This is a genomic window from Streptomyces sp. Ag109_O5-10, from assembly GCF_900105755.1.
In the GTDB taxonomy this organism is placed as follows: Bacteria; Actinomycetota; Actinomycetes; order Streptomycetales; family Streptomycetaceae; genus Streptomyces.
In genome coordinates this window covers 7828779-7846583 of the sequence record NZ_FNTQ01000001.1, presented here as the reverse complement: position 1 = coordinate 7846583, position 17805 = coordinate 7828779, and the positions used below count along the sequence as shown (strand labels likewise).

The 17805-nt window shown below is 71.8% G+C and carries 13 protein-coding genes; 8 read left to right on the top strand and 5 right to left on the bottom strand.

Annotation, left to right across the window (positions count from 1 at the left end):
- Positions 1 to 400: 400 nt before the first annotated feature.
- Together BLW82_RS35790 and ptsP are read left to right on the top strand one after the other, a co-directional pair.
- A complete protein-coding gene (locus BLW82_RS35790; protein WP_093505579.1) occupies positions 401 to 850 on the top strand; it encodes a PTS sugar transporter subunit IIA in 450 nt (149 codons plus the stop codon).
- A gap of 114 nt (positions 851 to 964) precedes the next feature.
- Positions 965 to 2635: a phosphoenolpyruvate--protein phosphotransferase gene (gene ptsP / locus BLW82_RS35785; RefSeq protein WP_093505577.1), complete on the top strand. Its 1671-nt coding sequence runs from the start codon at positions 965 to 967 to the stop codon at positions 2633 to 2635.
- Positions 2636 to 2715: 80 nt separating this feature from the next.
- Here ptsP and BLW82_RS35780 read toward each other — a convergent pair whose 3' ends face one another.
- Both BLW82_RS35780 and BLW82_RS35775 read right to left on the bottom strand, forming a co-directional pair.
- Positions 2716 to 3609, bottom strand: coding sequence for a hypothetical protein (locus BLW82_RS35780; protein WP_093505575.1), 894 nt, complete (start codon positions 3607 to 3609; stop codon positions 2716 to 2718).
- Between the two features lie 86 nt (positions 3610 to 3695).
- Positions 3696 to 5672 (bottom strand): acetoacetate--CoA ligase, encoded by a 1977-nt coding sequence (locus BLW82_RS35775; protein ID WP_093505573.1) that lies wholly within the window; start codon positions 5670 to 5672, stop codon positions 3696 to 3698.
- 214 nt (positions 5673 to 5886) lie between these two features.
- Between BLW82_RS35775 and BLW82_RS35770 the strand changes: the two genes are divergently transcribed.
- Entirely contained in the window at positions 5887 to 8247 is a 2361-nt protein-coding gene (locus BLW82_RS35770; protein WP_093505571.1) for a glycoside hydrolase family 31 protein, read from the top strand.
- 10 nt (positions 8248 to 8257) lie between these two features.
- On the opposite strand, the gene BLW82_RS35765 is transcribed toward BLW82_RS35770, so the two are convergent.
- Positions 8258 to 8791, bottom strand: a complete 534-nt coding sequence (locus tag BLW82_RS35765) for an NUDIX domain-containing protein (RefSeq protein WP_093505569.1) — start codon at positions 8789 to 8791, stop codon at positions 8258 to 8260.
- A 195-nt stretch (positions 8792 to 8986) separates the two neighbouring features.
- Between BLW82_RS35765 and BLW82_RS35760 the strand changes: the two genes are divergently transcribed.
- From BLW82_RS35760 to glpK, 5 genes are all read left to right on the top strand, one after another.
- Positions 8987 to 9433: a Zn-ribbon domain-containing OB-fold protein gene (locus BLW82_RS35760; protein ID WP_093505567.1), complete on the top strand. Its 447-nt coding sequence runs from the start codon at positions 8987 to 8989 to the stop codon at positions 9431 to 9433.
- Positions 9430 to 10620: a lipid-transfer protein gene (locus tag BLW82_RS35755; RefSeq protein ID WP_093505565.1), complete on the top strand. Its 1191-nt coding sequence runs from the start codon at positions 9430 to 9432 to the stop codon at positions 10618 to 10620. The genes BLW82_RS35760 and BLW82_RS35755 overlap by 4 nt, the downstream gene beginning before the upstream one ends.
- Positions 10621 to 10679: 59 nt before the next feature.
- On the top strand, positions 10680 to 10895 hold the full coding sequence (locus BLW82_RS44695; protein WP_093505563.1) for an EAL domain-containing protein: 216 nt from the start codon (positions 10680 to 10682) through the stop codon (positions 10893 to 10895).
- A 236-nt stretch (positions 10896 to 11131) separates the two neighbouring features.
- Complete coding sequence (locus BLW82_RS35745) at positions 11132 to 11869, top strand: MIP/aquaporin family protein (protein WP_093505561.1); 738 nt, start codon at positions 11132 to 11134, stop codon at positions 11867 to 11869.
- A 109-nt stretch (positions 11870 to 11978) separates the two neighbouring features.
- Positions 11979 to 13496, top strand: coding sequence for a glycerol kinase GlpK (glpK, locus tag BLW82_RS35740; RefSeq protein WP_093505559.1), 1518 nt, complete (start codon positions 11979 to 11981; stop codon positions 13494 to 13496).
- A gap of 61 nt (positions 13497 to 13557) precedes the next feature.
- Here the strand turns inward: glpK and BLW82_RS35735 are convergent, their stop codons facing one another.
- Together BLW82_RS35735 and BLW82_RS35730 are read right to left on the bottom strand one after the other, a co-directional pair.
- The gene (locus tag BLW82_RS35735) at positions 13558 to 14163 is read right to left on the bottom strand and encodes a GTP-binding protein (RefSeq protein WP_093505557.1); all 606 of its coding nucleotides are present in this window, start codon (positions 14161 to 14163) and stop codon (positions 13558 to 13560) included.
- Positions 14164 to 14197: 34 nt separating this feature from the next.
- A complete protein-coding gene (locus BLW82_RS35730) occupies positions 14198 to 17788 on the bottom strand; it encodes a hydantoinase B/oxoprolinase family protein (RefSeq protein ID WP_093505555.1) in 3591 nt (1196 codons plus the stop codon).
- Between the last annotated feature and the right edge of the window lie 17 nt (positions 17789 to 17805).

The window sequence follows — 17805 nt, the reverse complement described above, 5'->3', positions numbered from 1 at the left end:
CTTTTGGCACGCTGTTGAGTTCTCAAGGAACGGTCGCTTCCTTTGTACTCACCCTCTCGGGCTTTCCTCCGGGCTTCCCTTCGGTGTTTCAAACTCTATCAGTGTTTTTCCGGCCCTCTGACCACCTTCCCGCAGACATGCGGAAGGCGACCCCGAGTTGGGATCTGACAAGTTTGGGTGCTGCCGGGTGGCAGTGCTTTATCGCACCGCTTGGCCCCAGGCAGGAGTACGACTGTACACGGGGCCTCGAAGGCCGCGCAAATCCAATAGGTTGGTGGTCTAGACCACTAGCTGGTAGCTTCCATGCGGAACCGCCACTTCATCTGACATACGCTGCTGCTCAGCGCCGTCCGGACAAGCAATGACGGCCATGAACAGCTCCACTCCCGGGAGGCTTCCCATGACCACCGTGACGTCCCCGCTCGCCGGACGCGCCGTCGGACTGGCCGCAGTGCCGGATCCGGTCTTCGCCGGGGCCATGGTCGGCCCGGGTACCGCCATCGACCCCGCGCGTGAGCCCTCCGAGGTCGTGGCGCCCGTGGACGGAGTCGTCGTCTCCCTCCACCCGCACGCGTTCGTCGTGGTGGACGAGAGCGGCCACGGCGTGCTCACCCATCTCGGTATCGACACCGTGCAGCTCAACGGTCAGGGCTTCGAACTGCTCGTCAACAAGGGCGACACCGTGACCCGCGGCCAGGCCGTGATCCGCTGGAACCCGGCCGAGGTCGAGGCCGCCGGCAAGTCCCCGGTCTGCCCCGTCGTGGCTCTGGAAGCCACCGCCGACTCCCTCTCCGACGTCCGTGAGGACGGTGACGTGAAGTCCGGCGACGCTCTCTTCGCCTGGAACTGATTCGTCCCGGACCGACGACCGACCCACCGCCGTCCTGTCGTAATAACGGAAGTGGCGGCAACCACGACAACCACCGCGGCGGCGGGACCCGCCGCACTATCGGAGACGGGTGAGATGGAGACAACGCTGCGAGGCGTCGGTGTGAGCCACGGTGTGGCGATCGGCGAGGTTCGGCACATGGGAACGGCGGTTCTGGAGCCGCCTGCCAAGCAGATCCCCCCGGAAGAGGCGGAGCGGGAGCAGGGACGTGCCCGTCAGGCCGTGGATGCGGTGGCGGCCGACCTGATGGCGCGCGGCAATCTGGCCGGCGGCGAGGCGCAGGCGGTGCTCGAGGCGCAGGCCATGATGGCGCAGGATCCCGAGCTGATGTCCGACGTGGACCGCAGGATCGCCGTCGGCAGCACCGCCGAGCGTGCCGTGTACGACGCGTTCGCCGCGTACCGCGAGCTGCTGGCCGGAGCGGGCGAGTACCTCGCCGGCCGGGTGGCCGACCTGGACGATGTGCGGAATCGTATCGTCGCCCGGCTGCTGGGCGTGCCGATGCCGGGTGTCCCGGACAGTGACGAGCCGTACGTGCTGGTCGCGCGGGATCTGGCGCCGGCGGACACGGCACTGCTTGACCCGGCTCTGGTACTGGGCTTCGTGACCGAGGAGGGCGGCCCGACGAGCCACAGCGCGATCCTCGCGCGGGCACTCGGGGTGCCTGCCGTGGTGGCGCTGCCGGGCGCCGGGGAACTGGCCGAGGGCATCGTGGTTGCCGTCGACGGCAGTAGCGGCGACATCTTCGTGAACCCGAGTGCGGAGCGGAAGGCCGCGCTGACGGCGGCGGCGGCCGAGCGGAAGGCGGCGCTGTCCGCCGCGACCGGCCCGGGCGCGACCGCCGACGGGCACAAGGTGCCCCTGCTGGCCAACGTGGGCGGCCCGGCGGACGTGCCGGCCGCGGTGGAGGCCGGTGCCGAGGGTGTCGGTCTGTTCCGTACCGAGTTCCTGTTCCTCGACGACAGCAAGAGCGCTCCTTCCGAGGAGAAGCAGGTCGAGGCCTACCGGCAGGTGCTGGAGGCGTTCCCCGAGGGCCGGGTCGTCGTGCGGGTGCTGGACGCGGGCGCGGACAAGCCGTTGGACTTCCTGACGCCGGCGGACGAGCCGAACCCGGCGCTGGGCGTGCGTGGTCTGCGGGCGCTGCTCGACCACCCCGAGGTGCTGCGCACCCAGCTGACGGCCTTGGCGAAGGCGGCCGAGGGGCTGCCCGTCCACCTTGAGGTCATGGCGCCGATGGTGGCGGACCGTGCCGACGCGAAGGCGTTCGCGGACGCCTGCCGGGAGGCGGGGCTGCGGGCCAAGTTCGGCGCGATGGTGGAGATTCCGTCGGCCGCGCTGCGGGCGCGCTCGGTTCTCCAGGAGGTCGAGTTCCTGTCGCTGGGAACCAACGACCTGGCCCAGTACACGTTCGCCGCCGACCGTCAGGTCGGTGCGGTGTCGCGGCTGCAGGATCCGTGGCAGCCGGCGCTGCTCGATCTGGTCGCGATGTCGGCGGAGGCGGCGCGGGCCGAGGGCAAGAGCTGCGGCGTGTGCGGTGAGGCCGCGTCGGATCCGCTGCTGGCCTGTGTGCTGACGGGTCTGGGTGTCACCTCCCTCTCCATGGGCGCGGCGTCGATTCCCTACGTCCGGGCGATGCTGGCCAAGTACACGCTGGCCCAGTGCGAGCGGGCCGCGGCGGCCGCGCGCGCCACCGACAGCGCGGACGAGGCTCGTGTGGCGGCGCAGGCGGTGCTGTCCGGCGAGTAGGCGGCCACGGCCGTGACCGGCTGTCTTTGCGGTGTCTTGCCGGGGGCGCTCCACCTGCGGGTGGGGCGCCCCCGGTGGTTTCAGTGGTGGTGGCCGGAGGGCGTGTCCTGGTCGCCCAGGTCCGGTGGCGCGCAGTAGTCGACGTCGGATTCCGGTGAGATGAGGTCTCCGGATTCGACGTCGGTGCAGTAGGCGTCGAAGACCTCGCCCGCGGTGAGGGGGCCGAGGTTGTCGCCGCGCAGCCGCCAGCCGTAGACGCGGTCGGGGACGCCGGGGGCGCTGGTGCGCATGACGAGTCCGCCGGGGCTGTTGGTGGCGAGGCCGAGGGCGAGCACGCTGGTGAATTCGAGGGCTTCGGCCTCGTCGAGGTGGGTGGTGCCGTCGCTGTTCCGGTCGGCGTGGAGGACGGTGACGAGGGTTTCCGGTGGCCTGGAGACGCTGCACACGAGGTGCCGGTTGCCTGCCGGGGCGGTGTCGAGGATGCGGGTCAGGAGGTGCGAGGCGCGGGTGAAGGCGGCACGTCCGACGTCCTCGCCGCAGGTGGGGCAGGGGCCGAGGCGGGCGAGGAGGGTGCTGGCGTACTCCCAGGTGGCCTGTCGTACCGCCTCGTCGACGAGGGCGGGCACGAGGTCGGTGAGGGGTCGGCCGTCGTAGGGGACGGTGGGGCCGGTGGCCGCGAGTCGGGCGGTGAAGCGGGTGCGGCTGGCCGGGTCGTCGGGGTCGAGGCCGGCCGCGGTGCAGAACTCGGCGTACTCCTCGGGGTCGAACAGGGCGAGGGTGGTGTGGGTGCCCTGTGCGGCTCGGGTCCTGAGGAGGGCTTCGACCTGGCGGAGGTAGGTGAGGTGGTCGTCGAAGGTGAAGGTGCGGTAGCGCCGCATGGCGCGGAAGTCGTGTTCGTCGGTCAGCAGGCCGATGGTGCCGGCGATCTCGCGGCGCAGGACGCGTCGCATGGTCCGGTGGTCGGTGTGCGCCATGGTTCCCCCTGAGTGCGGTCGATCTATGCTCACTCACAGTAACCGGCACCACTGACAACGGCGGACGAGCGGGCACGGAGCGGCTGTCAGGCGCGCTTGCGGGCGAGGTCCTCGAAGTAGCTCAGCAGGTCGAGGTTGTCGATGGAGCCGGGGTTGACGGCCTTTTCCAGGGGTGCGCCCTGGAGCAGGCGCTTGACGGGGACCTCGATGCGCTTTCCGGTGAGGGTGTGCGGGACGCCGGGTACCTCGATGACCTCGTCCGGGACGTGGCGGGGCGAGAGCTGTTCGCGGATGGCCTGCTTGATACGGCTCAGCAGGGCCTCGTCGAGGACCGCGCCGGGGGCGAGGTGGACGAAGAGGGGCATCCAGTATCCGCCGTCGGGCTGTTCGACCCCGATGACGAGGGACTCCTTGATCTCGGGGAGGCGCTCGACGACCTCGTAGATGTCGGCCGAGCCCATCCTTACGCCCTGGCGGTTGAGCGTGGAGTCGGAGCGGCCGTGGATGATCACCGTGCCGCGGGCGGTGACGGTGATCCAGTCGCCGTGGCGCCAGACGCCGGGGTAGGTGTCGAAGTAGCTCTCGTGGTAGCGGCTGCCGTCGGGGTCGTTCCAGAAGCGGATCGGCATGGAGGGCATGGGGTTGGTGACGACCAGTTCGCCCACTTCGTCGATGACGGGGTGGCCTGCCGGGTCCCAGGCCTGGAGGTCGGTGCCGAGGCCGGGGGCCTGCAGTTCGCCGGTGTGGACGGGGAGGGTGGGCACGGCGCCTGCGAAGCAGGAGCAGACGTCGGTGCCGCCGCTGACGGAGGCGATCCAGAGGTCGGCCCCGCTCGCCGTGAACTCGTCGTGCAGCCAGCGGAAGCCGTCGGGGGGCAGCGGTGACCCGGTGGTGGCGACGCACTTCACCCGGGAGAGGTCGTGGTCGCGGGCGGGGTGCACGTCGGCCTTGCGGCAGGCCATCACGTAGGCGGCGGAGGTGCCGTAGAGGGTGGCTCCGGTGCGTTCGGCGACGCGCCACTGGGCGCCGGTGTCGGGGTAGCCGGGGCTGCCGTCGTACAGGACGATCGTGGTGCCGGTGAGGAGGCCGGAGACGAGGAAGTTCCACATCATCCAGCCGGTCGAGGTGTACCAGAAGAAGCGGTCGTCGGGGCCGAGGTCGCAGTGCAGGCCGAGTTGTTTGAGATGTTCGACCAGGATGCCGCCCTGGGACTGGACGATGGCCTTGGGCAGGCCGGTAGTGCCGGAGGAGTAGAGCACCCACAGGGGGTGGTCGAACGGGACCTGTTCGAACTCCGGCTCGGTGTCGGCGGCGGTCAGGGCCGACCAGTCCAGGGCCCCTTCGGGGGCGGGGGTGCCGAGCAGCGGGATGTGGACGACGGCGCGCAGGGTGGGCAGGTCACGGCGGAGTTCGGCGACGATCTCGCGTCGGTCGTGTTCCTTGCCGCCGTAGCGGTAGCCGTCGACGGTGAACAGGACGACGGGTTCGACCTGCTGGAAGCGGTCCAGGACGCTGCGGGCGCCGAAGTCGGGGGCGCAGGAGGTCCAGACGGCGCCCACGGCGGCGCTGGCGAGCAGGGCGACCACGGCCTGCGGGACGTTCGGGAGGTAGCCGCTGACCCGGTCGCCGGGGCGGACGCCGAGGGCGCGGAGTTCGGCGGCCAGGGAGCCCACCTGGCGGCGCAGCTCCGCCCAGGTGACCGGGCGGGGTTCGTGGGTCTCGTCGACGTACAGGAGGGCGGGTTCGTCCGCGCGGGCGGCGGTGGCGCGCAGGGCGTGCTCGGCGTAGTTCAGCCGCGCGCCGGGGAACCACTCGGCGCCGGGCATGGCGCGGTCGCCGAGCACGCGCGTGTACGGGGTCGAGAACCGCACGTCGAAGTACTCCGTGACGGCCTTCCAGAAGGTGTCGAGGTGGTCGACGGACCAGCGGTGCAGGGCCGGGTACCCGCCGTCGGCCGGGGCCTGGTGGTGTTCCGCCGCCCAGGACTGGAACCTGGTGATGCGTGCCTGGGCGATCCGTTGCGGATCGGGCTGCCAGAGCGGCTGGGGGTTCGCGGACGACATGGGGCGGCTCCCGGGCTTCTGCGCTTTGTGTGCGTGGGACGCGCACGGGCTGGGGTGTGCGCGTGACGCGGCTGACAGGGACGATGCCATGTGATCGACTTCTGCACCAGGGTGCGCTCCACATAGTCCGTGTCGTGAAGATGTGGTCCCGGCGCGGGTGAACGCCAGTTGAACGGCACGCCGGTGCGGAGTGCCGAGTGGCAGGGTGAGCAGCATGGACGGTCGTGGCCTGGTGCGTTCGGTAAGAGTGGTCGGTTCGAGCAAGGCGGCTCAGGGGTTGCGTACCGTACGGGCCGCGTGGCGCAGGAGGCGGATCGATGCCGCCGGGCTGCCCGCGCGGGGGGCGGAGCGGGCCCGGGTTCCGGGTCAGGTGCAGGGCGCGGAGCCCGGGCCGGGGGGCGGTGTGATCCGGTTCAGCCGGTCCGAGCTGCGGATCACGGTCGCCGTGAACGGGGCCGTCTTCTGGGGCTGGGACGGGGCCGGGCCCGAACCGTCGTACGCGCTCGCGGGGCGCTGTCCGGAGCCGGATCCGCGGGCGGTTCTCGAACCGGACACCGACGGCGGCTGGCGGGTCGTGGCGGAGCGGGTGACGGTGAGTGTCTCGCGGCACGGCGCGGTGGAGGTGTGCACGCCGGGTGGCGTGCTGCTGCGGCGGGATCTGCCGCCGCGCTGGTGGGAGCCGGTGGGCGGGGGCGCGGCGCGCTGGGTGCAGCGCTCGGAGGTGGCCGCGGACGCGCGGTTCTTCGGGCTGGGCGGGCGTGCTTCGGGGCCGCGGCTGCGAGACGGCACGTACCGGTTGTGGAACACCGATCCCGGCCGTGCCTTCGGGCCCGGTGACGATCCGCTGTACGTCACGATGCCGGTGCAGCTGGTGGTGGCGGACGCGGCGGCGCACCTGATGTTCCACGACAGTTCCTGGGACGGGACCGTGACGCTCCGGGAGGGCGAGGAGGGCGCCGGTTCCGGGCACGACCGGACCGGGCGCTGTGAGCTGCGGATGGACGGCGGTCCGCTGCGCTGCTGGGTGATGGTGGGCACCCCCGCGCGCGTGCTGCACACGTGGGCCTCGCTCACGGGAGCGCCCGCGCTGCCGCCGGCGTGGGCGCTGGGCCATCACCACGCGCGCTGGGGTTTCGGCAGTGAGCAGGAGGTGCGGCGGATCGTCGCCGGTTACCAGGAGCGCGGTCTGCCGCTGGACGCCGTCCATCTGGACATCGACCACTACGACGGCCACCAGGTGTTCACGGTCGATCAAGAGCGTTTCCCGAAGCTGTCGACGCTGGCGGAGGAGTTGCGGCGGGACGGGATCCGGCTGGTGTCGATCGTCGACCCCGCGGTGAAGGCCGAGCCGGGCAACCCGGTCTACGACAGCGGGACGGCGGTCGACGCCTTCGTCCGTGATCCGTCGGGGCGGACGGTGGAGGGGGTGGTGTGGCCCGGGGAGGCGGTCTTCCCCGACTTCACGGACGCGCGCGTGCGCGCGTGGTGGGGCGGGCTTTACGAGGAGCGCCTCGCGCTGGGGTTCGCCGGGTTCTGGCACGACATGAACGAGCCGACGTCCTTCACCGCGTTCGGCGAGTCGACGCTGCCGCGCTCGGCGCGGCACGCCCTGGAGGGGCGCGGCGGCGACCACCGGGAGGCGCACAACGTCTACGCGCTCTGCATGGCGCGGGCGGCCTACGAGGGTCTGCGCGGACTCGTGCCCGGGGAGCGGCCGTTCCTGTTCTCCCGCTCGGGCTGGGCCGGTGTGCAGCGCTATGGCGGCACGTGGTCCGGTGACGTCGCCACCGGGTGGCCGGGGCTGCGCGCGTCCCTGTCGCTGGTGCTGGGTCTCGGGTTGTGCGGAGTGCCGTACTCAGGGCCGGACGTAGGCGGTTACGACGGGAGTCCGTCGCCGGAGCTGTTCCTGCGCTGGTTCCAGCTGGGCGCGTACCTGCCGCTGTTCCGTACGCACGCGAGCATCGGGGCGGGGCGCCGGGAGCCGTGGGAGTTCGGGAGCGAGGTGCTGGAGCACGCGCGCGTGGCGCTTGTCGAACGGCGGCGTCTGCTGCCGTACTTCATGACGCTGGCGCAGCTGGCCCGGCGGACCGGAGCGCCGTATGTGCGGCCGGTGTGGTGGGGGGCGCCGGAGGACCGGGCGCTGCGTGACTGCGAGGACGCGTTCCTGCTGGGCGACGCCCTGCTGGTGGCTCCGGTGCTGGATCCGGGCGCCGACCGGCGTGCGGTGCAGCTGCCCCGGGGCCGCTGGTACGACACGGTGACCGAGCAGGCCTACGAGGGTCCCGGGCAGGTGCTCGTCGATGCCCCGCTGTCGCGGATCCCGGTGCTGGCGCGCGCGGGTGCCGTCCTGCCCGTGCGGGACGAGGACGGCGGGACGCGGCTTGAGGTGTGGGCGCCTGCCCGGGGGCGGACCGGAGGCGGGCTGTTCGTGCCGGACGCGGGCGACGGCTGGGAGGAGCCGGAGATGGAGCGTTACGTCGCCCGCTGGGAGGGCCGGCAGGTGGTGGTCCGACGCGACGACGAGAGCGGCGTGAGCAAGCCGTCCCGGCCCGTCCGGGTCAGAGGGCTGGGCTGAGCCGGCGGGCTCAGTATCGGCCCTCGAACCACGCGCGTACGGCCACGCTGTGCAGAGGGAAGGCGAGTTCCTCGGGGCGGCGCAGCAGGTGCCAGCCGTCGGTCTCGTCGGTCGCGCCCGACGGCGGGAGGCCTTCGGCCGGGCGTTCCGGCAGGAGGCCGAACAGCAGCAGGTGCCCGTCGGGCGAGCTCATGGCGTCGACGAGCCGTACGTCGCGGGCGGCCGCGTCGATGCCCGTCTCCTCCTTGAGTTCGCGGACGACGGCGTGCCGCCAGTCCTCGCGGTCGTCGACGTAGCCCCCGGGCAGCGCGGTGCCGCCGCGGGCGGGCGCCACGGTGCGGGTGATGACGACCAGGGCGGTGCCCTTCGTGTCGTAGACGGGCTGGAGGGCGATCGCCACCGGCAGCGGGTTGCGGTAGGCGACATGGCCGCAGGCCGGGCAGGTGCGGGGCCAGCCGGAGATTCCCTCTCCGTAGGCCGCTCCGCAGCTCGAACAGTGCGAGCCCGGAGCAGAGTTGGCAATTGGGTGCTGATTTTCGGACACGCGCGGACTTTATCCGATCAGGAGTACGGCGTCTTACGGTCACTGGAACACCCTCTTCCGGAAGTGAACCGACACGTGGCGGCCCCGGAACCGGAAACGCGCGGCCGGCCGAGGGGCGCCGACGCGGCCTGCCCAATCCCGGCCGCCCGTGGCACACTTCTGACGTTCCGTCAGATCTCGTGTCCTGGAGGAGCTTTGTCGCGTAGACGCACACCGGCGGCCGACGGCTGGTTCACGGGCGAGGGGGACGGCTTCCGGCTGCTGGGAACCCGCTGTGCGGCCTGCGCCTCGGTCTTCTTCCCGCGCGAGGACGCCCACTGCCGCAACCCCGGCTGCGCGGGCGGCGACCTGGAGGAGGTCCCGCTCTCCCGGCGCGGGCGGATCTGGTCGTACACCGACAGCAGGTACCGTCCCCCGTCACCCTATGTGAGCGATCCGGAACTTCCGTGGGAACCGTACGCGTTGATCGCTGTGGAGCTGGAGCCCGAGCGGATCGTGGTGCTGGGGCAGGCGGTTCCCGGGATCACCGTCGCCGATCTGGCGGTGGGCATGGAGGTCGAGGTCGTCCCCGGAGTCCTGAGTGAGGACACGGAGACGGCCTGGACGACCTGGCACTGGCGGCCGACGGGGGTGGCGGCATGACGGCGGACGTGGCGGTGCTCGGCGTGGGCATGCACCCGTGGGGCAAGTGGGGCCGGAGCTTCGTCGAGTACGGAACGGCGGCGGCCCGCGCGGCGCTCGCGGACGCCGGACTGGAATGGCGGGACATCGGCTCGGTCGTGGGCGCGGACACGGTGCGCGGCGGGTATCCGGGCTATGTGGCGGGCGCGACCTTCGCCAGGGCGCTGGGCTGGCAGGGGGCGCGGGTCGCGAGCGTGTACGCGGCGTGCGCGTCCGGGGCCCAGGCGGTCGCCGCGGCGCGGGCGCAGATCCTGGCGGGCCTCGCGGACGTGGTGCTCGTGGTGGGCGCGGACGCGGCGCCCAAGGGTTTCTTCCGGCCCGCCGGAGGAGACCGGCCCGACGATCCCGACTGGCTGCGCTTCCGGCTGCTGGGGGCGACGAACCCCACGTACTTCGGTCTCTACGCGCGCCGCAGGATGGCGGTGTTCGGGGACACCCCCGAGGACTTCGCCCTGGTCAAGGTCAAGAACGCGGCCCTGGGAGCACTCAACCCGTACGCCCGCTACCGCAGGCGGGTCACCGCAGAGGAGGTCGCCGCGTCCCAGGTGGTCGCCGATCCGCTGCGGCTGCTGGACATCTGCGCCACCTCCGACGGCGGGGCCGCGCTGGTGCTGTCCAGCCTGGAGTTCGCCCGCCGGCACGGGGCACCACGGCCGGTGCGGATCCGCGCCGTGTCCACGGTCACGCCCCGCTATCCCAGCACGGTGCTGGACCTGCCGGACATCGCCACGGACTCCGCGGCGGCGGTGGAGCCGCCCCCGGAGCCCTTCCGGGCCTCGATCGCGCGGGCCGCCTACCAAGAGGCGGGCATCGGCCCCGAGGAACTGTCCCTCGCCGAGGTGTACGACCTGTCCACCGCGCTGGAGTTGCAGTGGTACGAGGATCTCGGGCTGTGCGCGGAGGGCGAGGCGGCGAAGCTGCTGCGCGAGGGCGCGACGGCACCGGGCGGCCGCATACCGGTGAACGCCAGCGGGGGGCTCGCCTCCTTCGGGGAGGCGGTGCCGGCCCAGGCGATCGCCCAGGTCTGCGAGCTGACATGGCAGTTGCGGGACGCGGCGGGCGACCGGCAGGTGGCGCACGCGCGCGTGGGGATCACGGCCAACCAGGGGCTGTTCGGGCACGGATCGTCCGTGATAGCGGTGCGCTGACGGGGCGGATGTGACCGCAGAGGTGCACAACCTGCGTGACCACCCCGAAATGAACCGAAATGAAGAGGGATCGCCGCACCGGAGCTCCTCGCGAGGAGCTCGGCGCCCTGGTGGCCGTCGAGGGCGTGGAGACCGAAATCCAGCTCGCGGCCGCACTGTCCGCCGGGGCACAGCCGGCGCAGGGCGAGCTGTTCGCGCCCCGGCCACAGGTGCGCTCCGGCGGTTGCCTGTCATCGTTGCCGTCGGCGACCTTGACGCCCCCCGGGTGCCGGTGAAAACTTCCGGTGTCGGTCGACATCGCCGTACATTCTCGGCGTATTCAGGCACTGCGCCATGAGCCGCTCCTGCCTCGAAGCTCCCTCTCCCATGGGCGATTCGGCCGTTACGGCACGCTCGTCATGGACGCCGGGCGGGGCGCGGGACCTTCCCTGCCTTCGGCTGACGTCGCCAAGGGAACCGGTTCTGCTCAAAGCGCCGGGGTCGATCCCCGGCCAGCGCCCTAGGAGCCGCCATGAGCAACGGAGACATCTTCGTCGGCGAAGTCATCGGCACGGCCATCCTGATCCTGTTCGGCGCGGGTGTCTGCGCCGCGATCACCCTGAGACACTCCAAGGCCCAGGCCGCGGGGTGGGTGGCCATCGCGTTCGGCTGGGGATTCGGTGTCCTCGCCGGCGCCTACACGGCCGCTCCGCTCTCCGGCGGGCAGCTGAACCCCGCGGTCACCATCGGCATCGCCGTCGACACCGGGAAGTGGGGCAAGGTCTGGGTCTACCTGCTCGGACAGTTCGTCGGCGCGATGCTCGGCGCCGTCCTGACGTACCTGGTCTACCTGGCCCAGTTCCAGGCCAACGTGCCCGACGAGGAGTCGGGCGAGGAGCCGACGCCGACACTCGGCATCTTCTCCACCATCCCGGAGATCCGGAACCCGGTCGCCAACCTCGTCACCGAGATCATCGCGACGATCGCGCTGGTCCTGCCGATCCTTGCGTTCGGGCTGACCAAGGGGCTCGGCGAGTCCGGCACCACCGTGCTGATCGTCTCGCTGCTGGTCGTCGGCATCGGGCTGTCGCTCGGCGGCCCCACCGGCTACGCCATCAACCCGACGCGCGACCTCGGCCCGCGCCTGGTGCACACCTTCCTGCCGATCCCCAACAAGGGCACCTCGGACTGGGGTTACGCCTGGATACCGGTCGTCGGGCCCCTGATCGGCGGGGCGCTCGCGGGCCTGATCTACAACGCGGCCTTCTGACTCGGCGCGGACGTCCCGGGCCCGCGCCGTCCCCCGGCCCGACGCGCCCGCGGCTCCGCGCGGCCCTCCCACCCACGAAGCCTTCCGACCCAGCGACCAAGGGGTAGCCATGACGGACACCGCCGAGAAGTACGTCGCCGCAATCGACCAGGGCACCACGTCGAGCCGCTGCATCATCTTCGACCACGGCGGCGCGATCGTCGCCGTCGACCAGCGCGAGCACCGCCAGATCTTCCCCAAGCCGGGCTGGGTGGAGCACGACGCCACCGAGATCTGGTCCAAGGTGCAGGCCGTGGTGGCCGGGGCGCTCGCGGGCGCGGGGCTGCGCCCGGACCAGCTGAGCGCGCTGGGCATCACCAACCAGCGCGAGACGACCGTGCTGTGGGACCGCGCCACCGGCAAGCCCGTGCACAACGCGATCGTCTGGCAGGACACCCGTACCGCGGCCCTGTGCCGTGAACTCGGCGGCAGCGACGGCCAGGACCGCTTCCGCGAGCAGACCGGTCTGCCCCTGGCCAGCTACTTCTCCGGCCCCAAGGCGGCCTGGCTGCTCGACAGCGTGCCAGGGCTGCGGGACCGGGCCGAGCGCGGCGAGATCGCCTTCGGGACCATCGACTCCTGGCTCATCTGGAACCTCACCGGCGGCACCGACGGCGGCCGCCACGTCACCGACGTCACCAACGCCGGGCGCACCATGCTGATGAACCTGGAGACCCTCCAGTGGGACCCCGCCATCCTCGCCGCGATGAACATCCCCGAGGCCGTGCTCCCCGAGATCAGGTCGTCCGCCGAGGTGTACGGCACCGCCGTCGGGCAGCTCGCCGGGGTCCCGGTGGCGTCCGCCCTCGGCGACCAGCAGGCGGCGGTCTTCGGGCAGGCCTGCTACGACGTCGGCACGGCGAAGAACACCTACGGGACGGGCAGCTTCCTGCTGCTCAACACCGGCAACCGGCCGGTGCCGTCCAAGAGCGGGCTGCTGACGACGATGGGCTACCGGATCGGCACCGAGGCGCCGGTGTACTGCCTGGAGGGTTCGATCGCCATAACGGGCGCGCTCGTCCAGTGGTTCCGCGACCAGCTCGGCATCATCCGCACCGCCGACGAGATCGAGACACTGGCGGCGAGCGTCGACGACAACGGCGGCGCCTACATCGTGCCCGCCTTCTCCGGCCTGTTCGCGCCCTACTGGCGCTCCGACGCGCGCGGGGTCGTCACCGGGCTGACCCGCTACGTCACCAAGGCGCACCTCGCCCGTGCGGTCCTGGAGGCGACGAGCTGGCAGACACGGGAGGTCGTGGACGCGATGTACCAGGACTCGGGGGTGCCGATCACCACCCTGAAGGTCGACGGCGGCATGACGAAGAACAACCTCCTGATGCAGCACCAGGCCGACGTCCTCGGGGTACCGGTGATCCGGCCCCGGGTCTCCGAGACGACCTGTCTGGGCGCCGCCTACGCGGCCGGCCTGGCGACCGGCGTGTGGAACGACCTGGACGAGCTCAGGTCGCACTGGCAGCAGGACATGGAGTGGACGCCCACGATGACGGCACCGGTACGCGAACGGGAGTACGCGAACTGGCGCAAGGCGGTGGAGAAGAGCTTCGGCTGGCTGGAGGACGGCGAGTAACCACCCCCCGGACCACGGCCCGTACCCCGGTCGGCGAGGGTACGGGCCGTGCCGCCGCCGTTCAGGTGGTGACGGTCTGCCGGTGCGCCGCCGCGTACGCCATCGCATGCCGGACGACGCCGATGAGCACCTCCTTGACCGACGCGCGATCCCGGGCGTCGCAGAGCACGACCGGCACGTCCGGGTCGAGATCGAGCGCCTTGCGGACGGACTCCACCGGGTAACGGGACGCGCCCTCGAAGCAGTTGACGCCGACGAGGAAGGGTATGGAACGCCTCTCGAAGTAGTCGACGGCGGCGAAGCAGTCCTCCAGGCGGCGCGTGTCGGCGAGTACCACGGCTCCCAGCGCGCCTTCGGACAGCTCGTCCCACATGAACCAGAACCGTTCCTGGCCGGGCGTGCCGAACAGGTACAGCACCAGGTCCTCGCGCAGGGTGATGCGGCCGAAGTCCATGGCGACGGTGGTGGTGTGCTTGCCCTCGACGCCGGAGGTGTCGTCGACCGGTCGCCCGGCCTCGGTGAGCAGTTCCTCGGTGCGCAACGGCCGGATCTCGCTGACCGCGCCGACCAGGGTCGTCTTGCCCACGCCGAAGCCGCCGGCCACGAGGATCTTGAGCGTGACGGGCTCGACCGGGGGCTTGCCACGCTCAGATCGCCCGAAGATCATCGTTTTCTTCTCCTGCTCGGTGAAGTCGTTGGGGTCATTGCTGGGTTCTGGTGCCGGGTGACGGGCGTCCGTATCCGCCGCCGCCCGGGGTTTCCACGACGAGCACGTCGTCGGGGCCTACGTCCGCGGCACCGCTGCCGCCGAGTTCGGTGACCGTACCGTCGGCCCGCTCCACCCGGTTGGCGCCGAGAGCGCCGGGCTCGCCGCCTGCCATGCCGTACGGCGGTACCCGGCGGTGCTGGGAGAGGGTGGAGACGGTCATGGGTTCGAGGAAGCGGACGCGGCGGATCGCGCCGTCCCCGCCGTGCCAGCGGCCCGCGCCGCCGCTGCCTTCCCGGACGGCGAACTCGTCGAGGCGGACGGGCAGCCGCCACTCCAGGACTTCCGGGTCGGTGAGCCGGGAGTTGGTCATGTGGGTCTGTACGACGCTCGCGCCGCGGAAGCCGTCACCGGCTCCGGAACCGGAGGCGACGGTCTCGTAGTACTGGTGGCGTTCGTTGCCGAAGGTGACGTTGTTCATGGTCCCGGAGCCCTCGGCCTGCACTCCGAGCGCCGCGTAGAGTGCGCCGGTGATGGCCTGGGAGGTCTCGACGTTGCCCGCGACGACGGCGGCCGGCGGCTCGGGAGCGAGCATGGAACCGGGCGGCACGACGATGTCGAGGGGGCGCAGGCAGCCGTCGTTGAGCGGGATGTCGTCGGCGACGAGGGTGCGGAAGACGTACAGCACGGCCGCGTTGACGACGGCGAACGGGGCGTTGAAGTTGGTGGCGAGCTGGGCGGAGGTGCCGGTGAAGTCGATGGTCGCGCGCCGGTTGTCGCGGTCCACGCGCACGCGCACCCGGATGACCGCGCCGGAGTCGGTCTCGTAGGCGTAGGCGCCGTCGTCGAGGGCGTCGATCACCCGGCGGACCGCTTCCTCGGCGTTGTCCTGGACGTGCCGCATGTAGGCCTGGACGACGTCCAGCCCGAACTCCTCGATCATCCGGCCGACTTCGTCGACGCCCTTGCGATTGGCGGCGATCTGGGCGCGCAGGTCGGCGAGGTTGGTGGGGATGTTGCGGGAGGGGTAGCGGGCCTCGGCCAGCAGCCGGTGCGTCTCGGTCTCCCGGAAGCGGCCGTTCTCGGCGAGCAGCCAGTTGTCGAAGAGGACGCCCTCCTCCTCGATGGTGCGGCTGTTCGCCGGCATCGAGCCCGGCGCGATGCCGCCGATCTCGGCGTGGTGGCCGCGGGAGGCGACGTAGAAGAGGATCCGGTCACCCTCCGTGGCGAAGACCGGTGTGATCACGGTGACGTCGGGCAGGTGGGTGCCGCCGTGGTACGGGTCGTTGACGGCATAGGTGTCGCCGGGGCGCATGGAGGTGCCGCGGCGGCGGATGACCTCCTTGACGCTGGTGCCCATGGAGCCCAGGTGGACCGGGATGTGCGGGGCGTTGGCCACCAGGTTCCCGTCGGGGTCGAACAGGGCGCAGGAGAAGTCGAGGCGTTCCTTGATGTTGACGGACTGGGCCGTCGACTCCAGACGGGCGCCCATCTGTTCGGCGATCGACATGAACAGGTTGTTGAAGACCTCGAGCAGAACCGGGTCGGCTTTCGTGTCGAGATCGGAACTCTGTGTGACCGTCGCGCGTTCCATGACCAGATGCCCGTCGTCGGTCGCCGCGGCCCGCCAGCCGTCGTCGACGACGGTCGTGGCGCCGGCCTCGGTGATGATCGCCGGGCCGGTGACGGATTCGCCGGGGGGCAGGCCCTCGCGGCGGTGGAGGGGTACGTCGTGCCAGGCGCCGCCGGTGTGGAGGCGGACGGTCTCCGGGGCGGCGGGAGCGCCCTCGTACGGGGCGAGGGCGGAGAGATCGGGGGGCCGGGTGATGCCGGTGGCTTCCACGGACAGGGCCTCGACGACGACCGGGCGGTCCAGCGTGAAGGAGTACGTGGCGCGATGACGCTCTTCGAAGGCGTGCTTCATCGCGTCGGGCTCGGTGAGCTCGACGGTGAGGGTGGTGTCGGTGCCGTCGTAGCGGAGCTGGGCGCGGCGGGTGACTTCCACGCGGTCCTCCGGGACGTCCTCGGCGAGGAGTTCGGCGCGGGCCGCGGCCTCCAGGTCGTCGGCGGTCCTGCGGATGCCGGCCATGGCGGCGGGCTCCAGGGGGGCCTCGACGGACTGTTCGCGCATGGCGGTGGTGTCGGCGAGCCCGATACCGAGCGCGGAGAGGACTCCCGCCATGGGCGGCACCAGGACGGTGCGGATGCCGAGCGAGTCGGCGACCATGCAGGCGTGCTGTCCGCCGGCCCCGCCGAAGGTGGTGAGGGCGTAGCGGGTGACGTCGTGGCCCTTCTGGACGGAGATCCGCTTCACGGCGCTCGCGATGTTGGCCACGGCGATGCTCAGGTAGCCCTCGGCGACCTGTTCGGGGGTGCGGTCGTCGCCGGTTCGCTCGCGGATCTCCCGGGCGAGCCGGGTGAAGCGGGCGCGGACCAGGTCGGCGTCGAGCGGCTGGTCCCCGCCCGGCCCGAACACCCGGGGGAAGTGGGCCGGCTGGATCCGGCCGAGCATGACGTTGGCGTCGGTGACGGCCAGCGGGCCGCCGCCCCGGTAGCAGGCCGGTCCGGGGTCGGCGCCGGCCGAGTCCGGGCCGACGCGGTAGCGGGAGCCGTCGAAGTGCAGCACCGAGCCGCCGCCCGCGGCGACGGTGTGGATGTCCAGCATGGGGGCGCGCAGCCGGACGCCCGCGATCTGCGTGGTGAAGACCCGTTCGTAGCCGCCCGCGAAGTGGGAGACGTCGGTGGAGGTGCCGCCCATGTCGAAGCCGATGACCCGGTCGAAGCCGGCGAGCTGCGACATCCGGGCCATGCCGACGATCCCGCCGGCCGGACCGGAGAGCACGGCGTCCTTGCCGCGGAACTGCCCGGCCTCCGCGAGGCCGCCGTTGGACTGCATGAACATCAGCCGGACGCCTTCGAGCTCGTCGGCGACATGGCGGACGTAGCGGCGCAGCACGGGCGACAGGTAGGCGTCGACGACGGCGGTGTCGCCGCGCGGGACGAGCTTCATCAGCGGGCTGACCTCGCTGGACAGCGAGATCTGCGGGAAGCCGGTGCGGGCGGCCAGCTCGCCGATCGCCTGCTCGTGGGCGGGGTACAGGTGGCTGTGCATGCAGACGACGGCGACGGCCCGGATCCCGTCGTCGTACGCGTCCTGGAGCGGGCCCGCCAGGGCGTCCAGGTCGGGTGCGCGCAGCACGGTGCCGTCGGCGGCGACCCGCTCGTCGGCCTCGACGACCCGTTCGTACAGCAGGCCGGGCAGGTCGATGCGGCGGGCGAAGATGCGGGGGCGGTTCTGGTAGGCGATGCGCAGGGCGTCGCGGAAGCCGCGGGTGACGACGAGGAGGGTGCGCTCGCCCTTGCGTTCGAGAAGGGCGTTGGTGGCGACGGTGGTGCCCATCCGGACGGCGTCGACGGGGGCACCGGAGCCTTCCAGCAGCTCGCGCACGGCGGCCACGGCGGCGTCGGTGTAGCGCGCGGGGTTGTCGGAGAGCAGTTTGTGGGTGAGCAGCCGGCCGTCCGGGCGCCGTGCGACGACGTCGGTGAACGTCCCGCCGCGGTCGACCCAGAACTGCCAGCCTGTCACGTCACTACTCCGCTTCC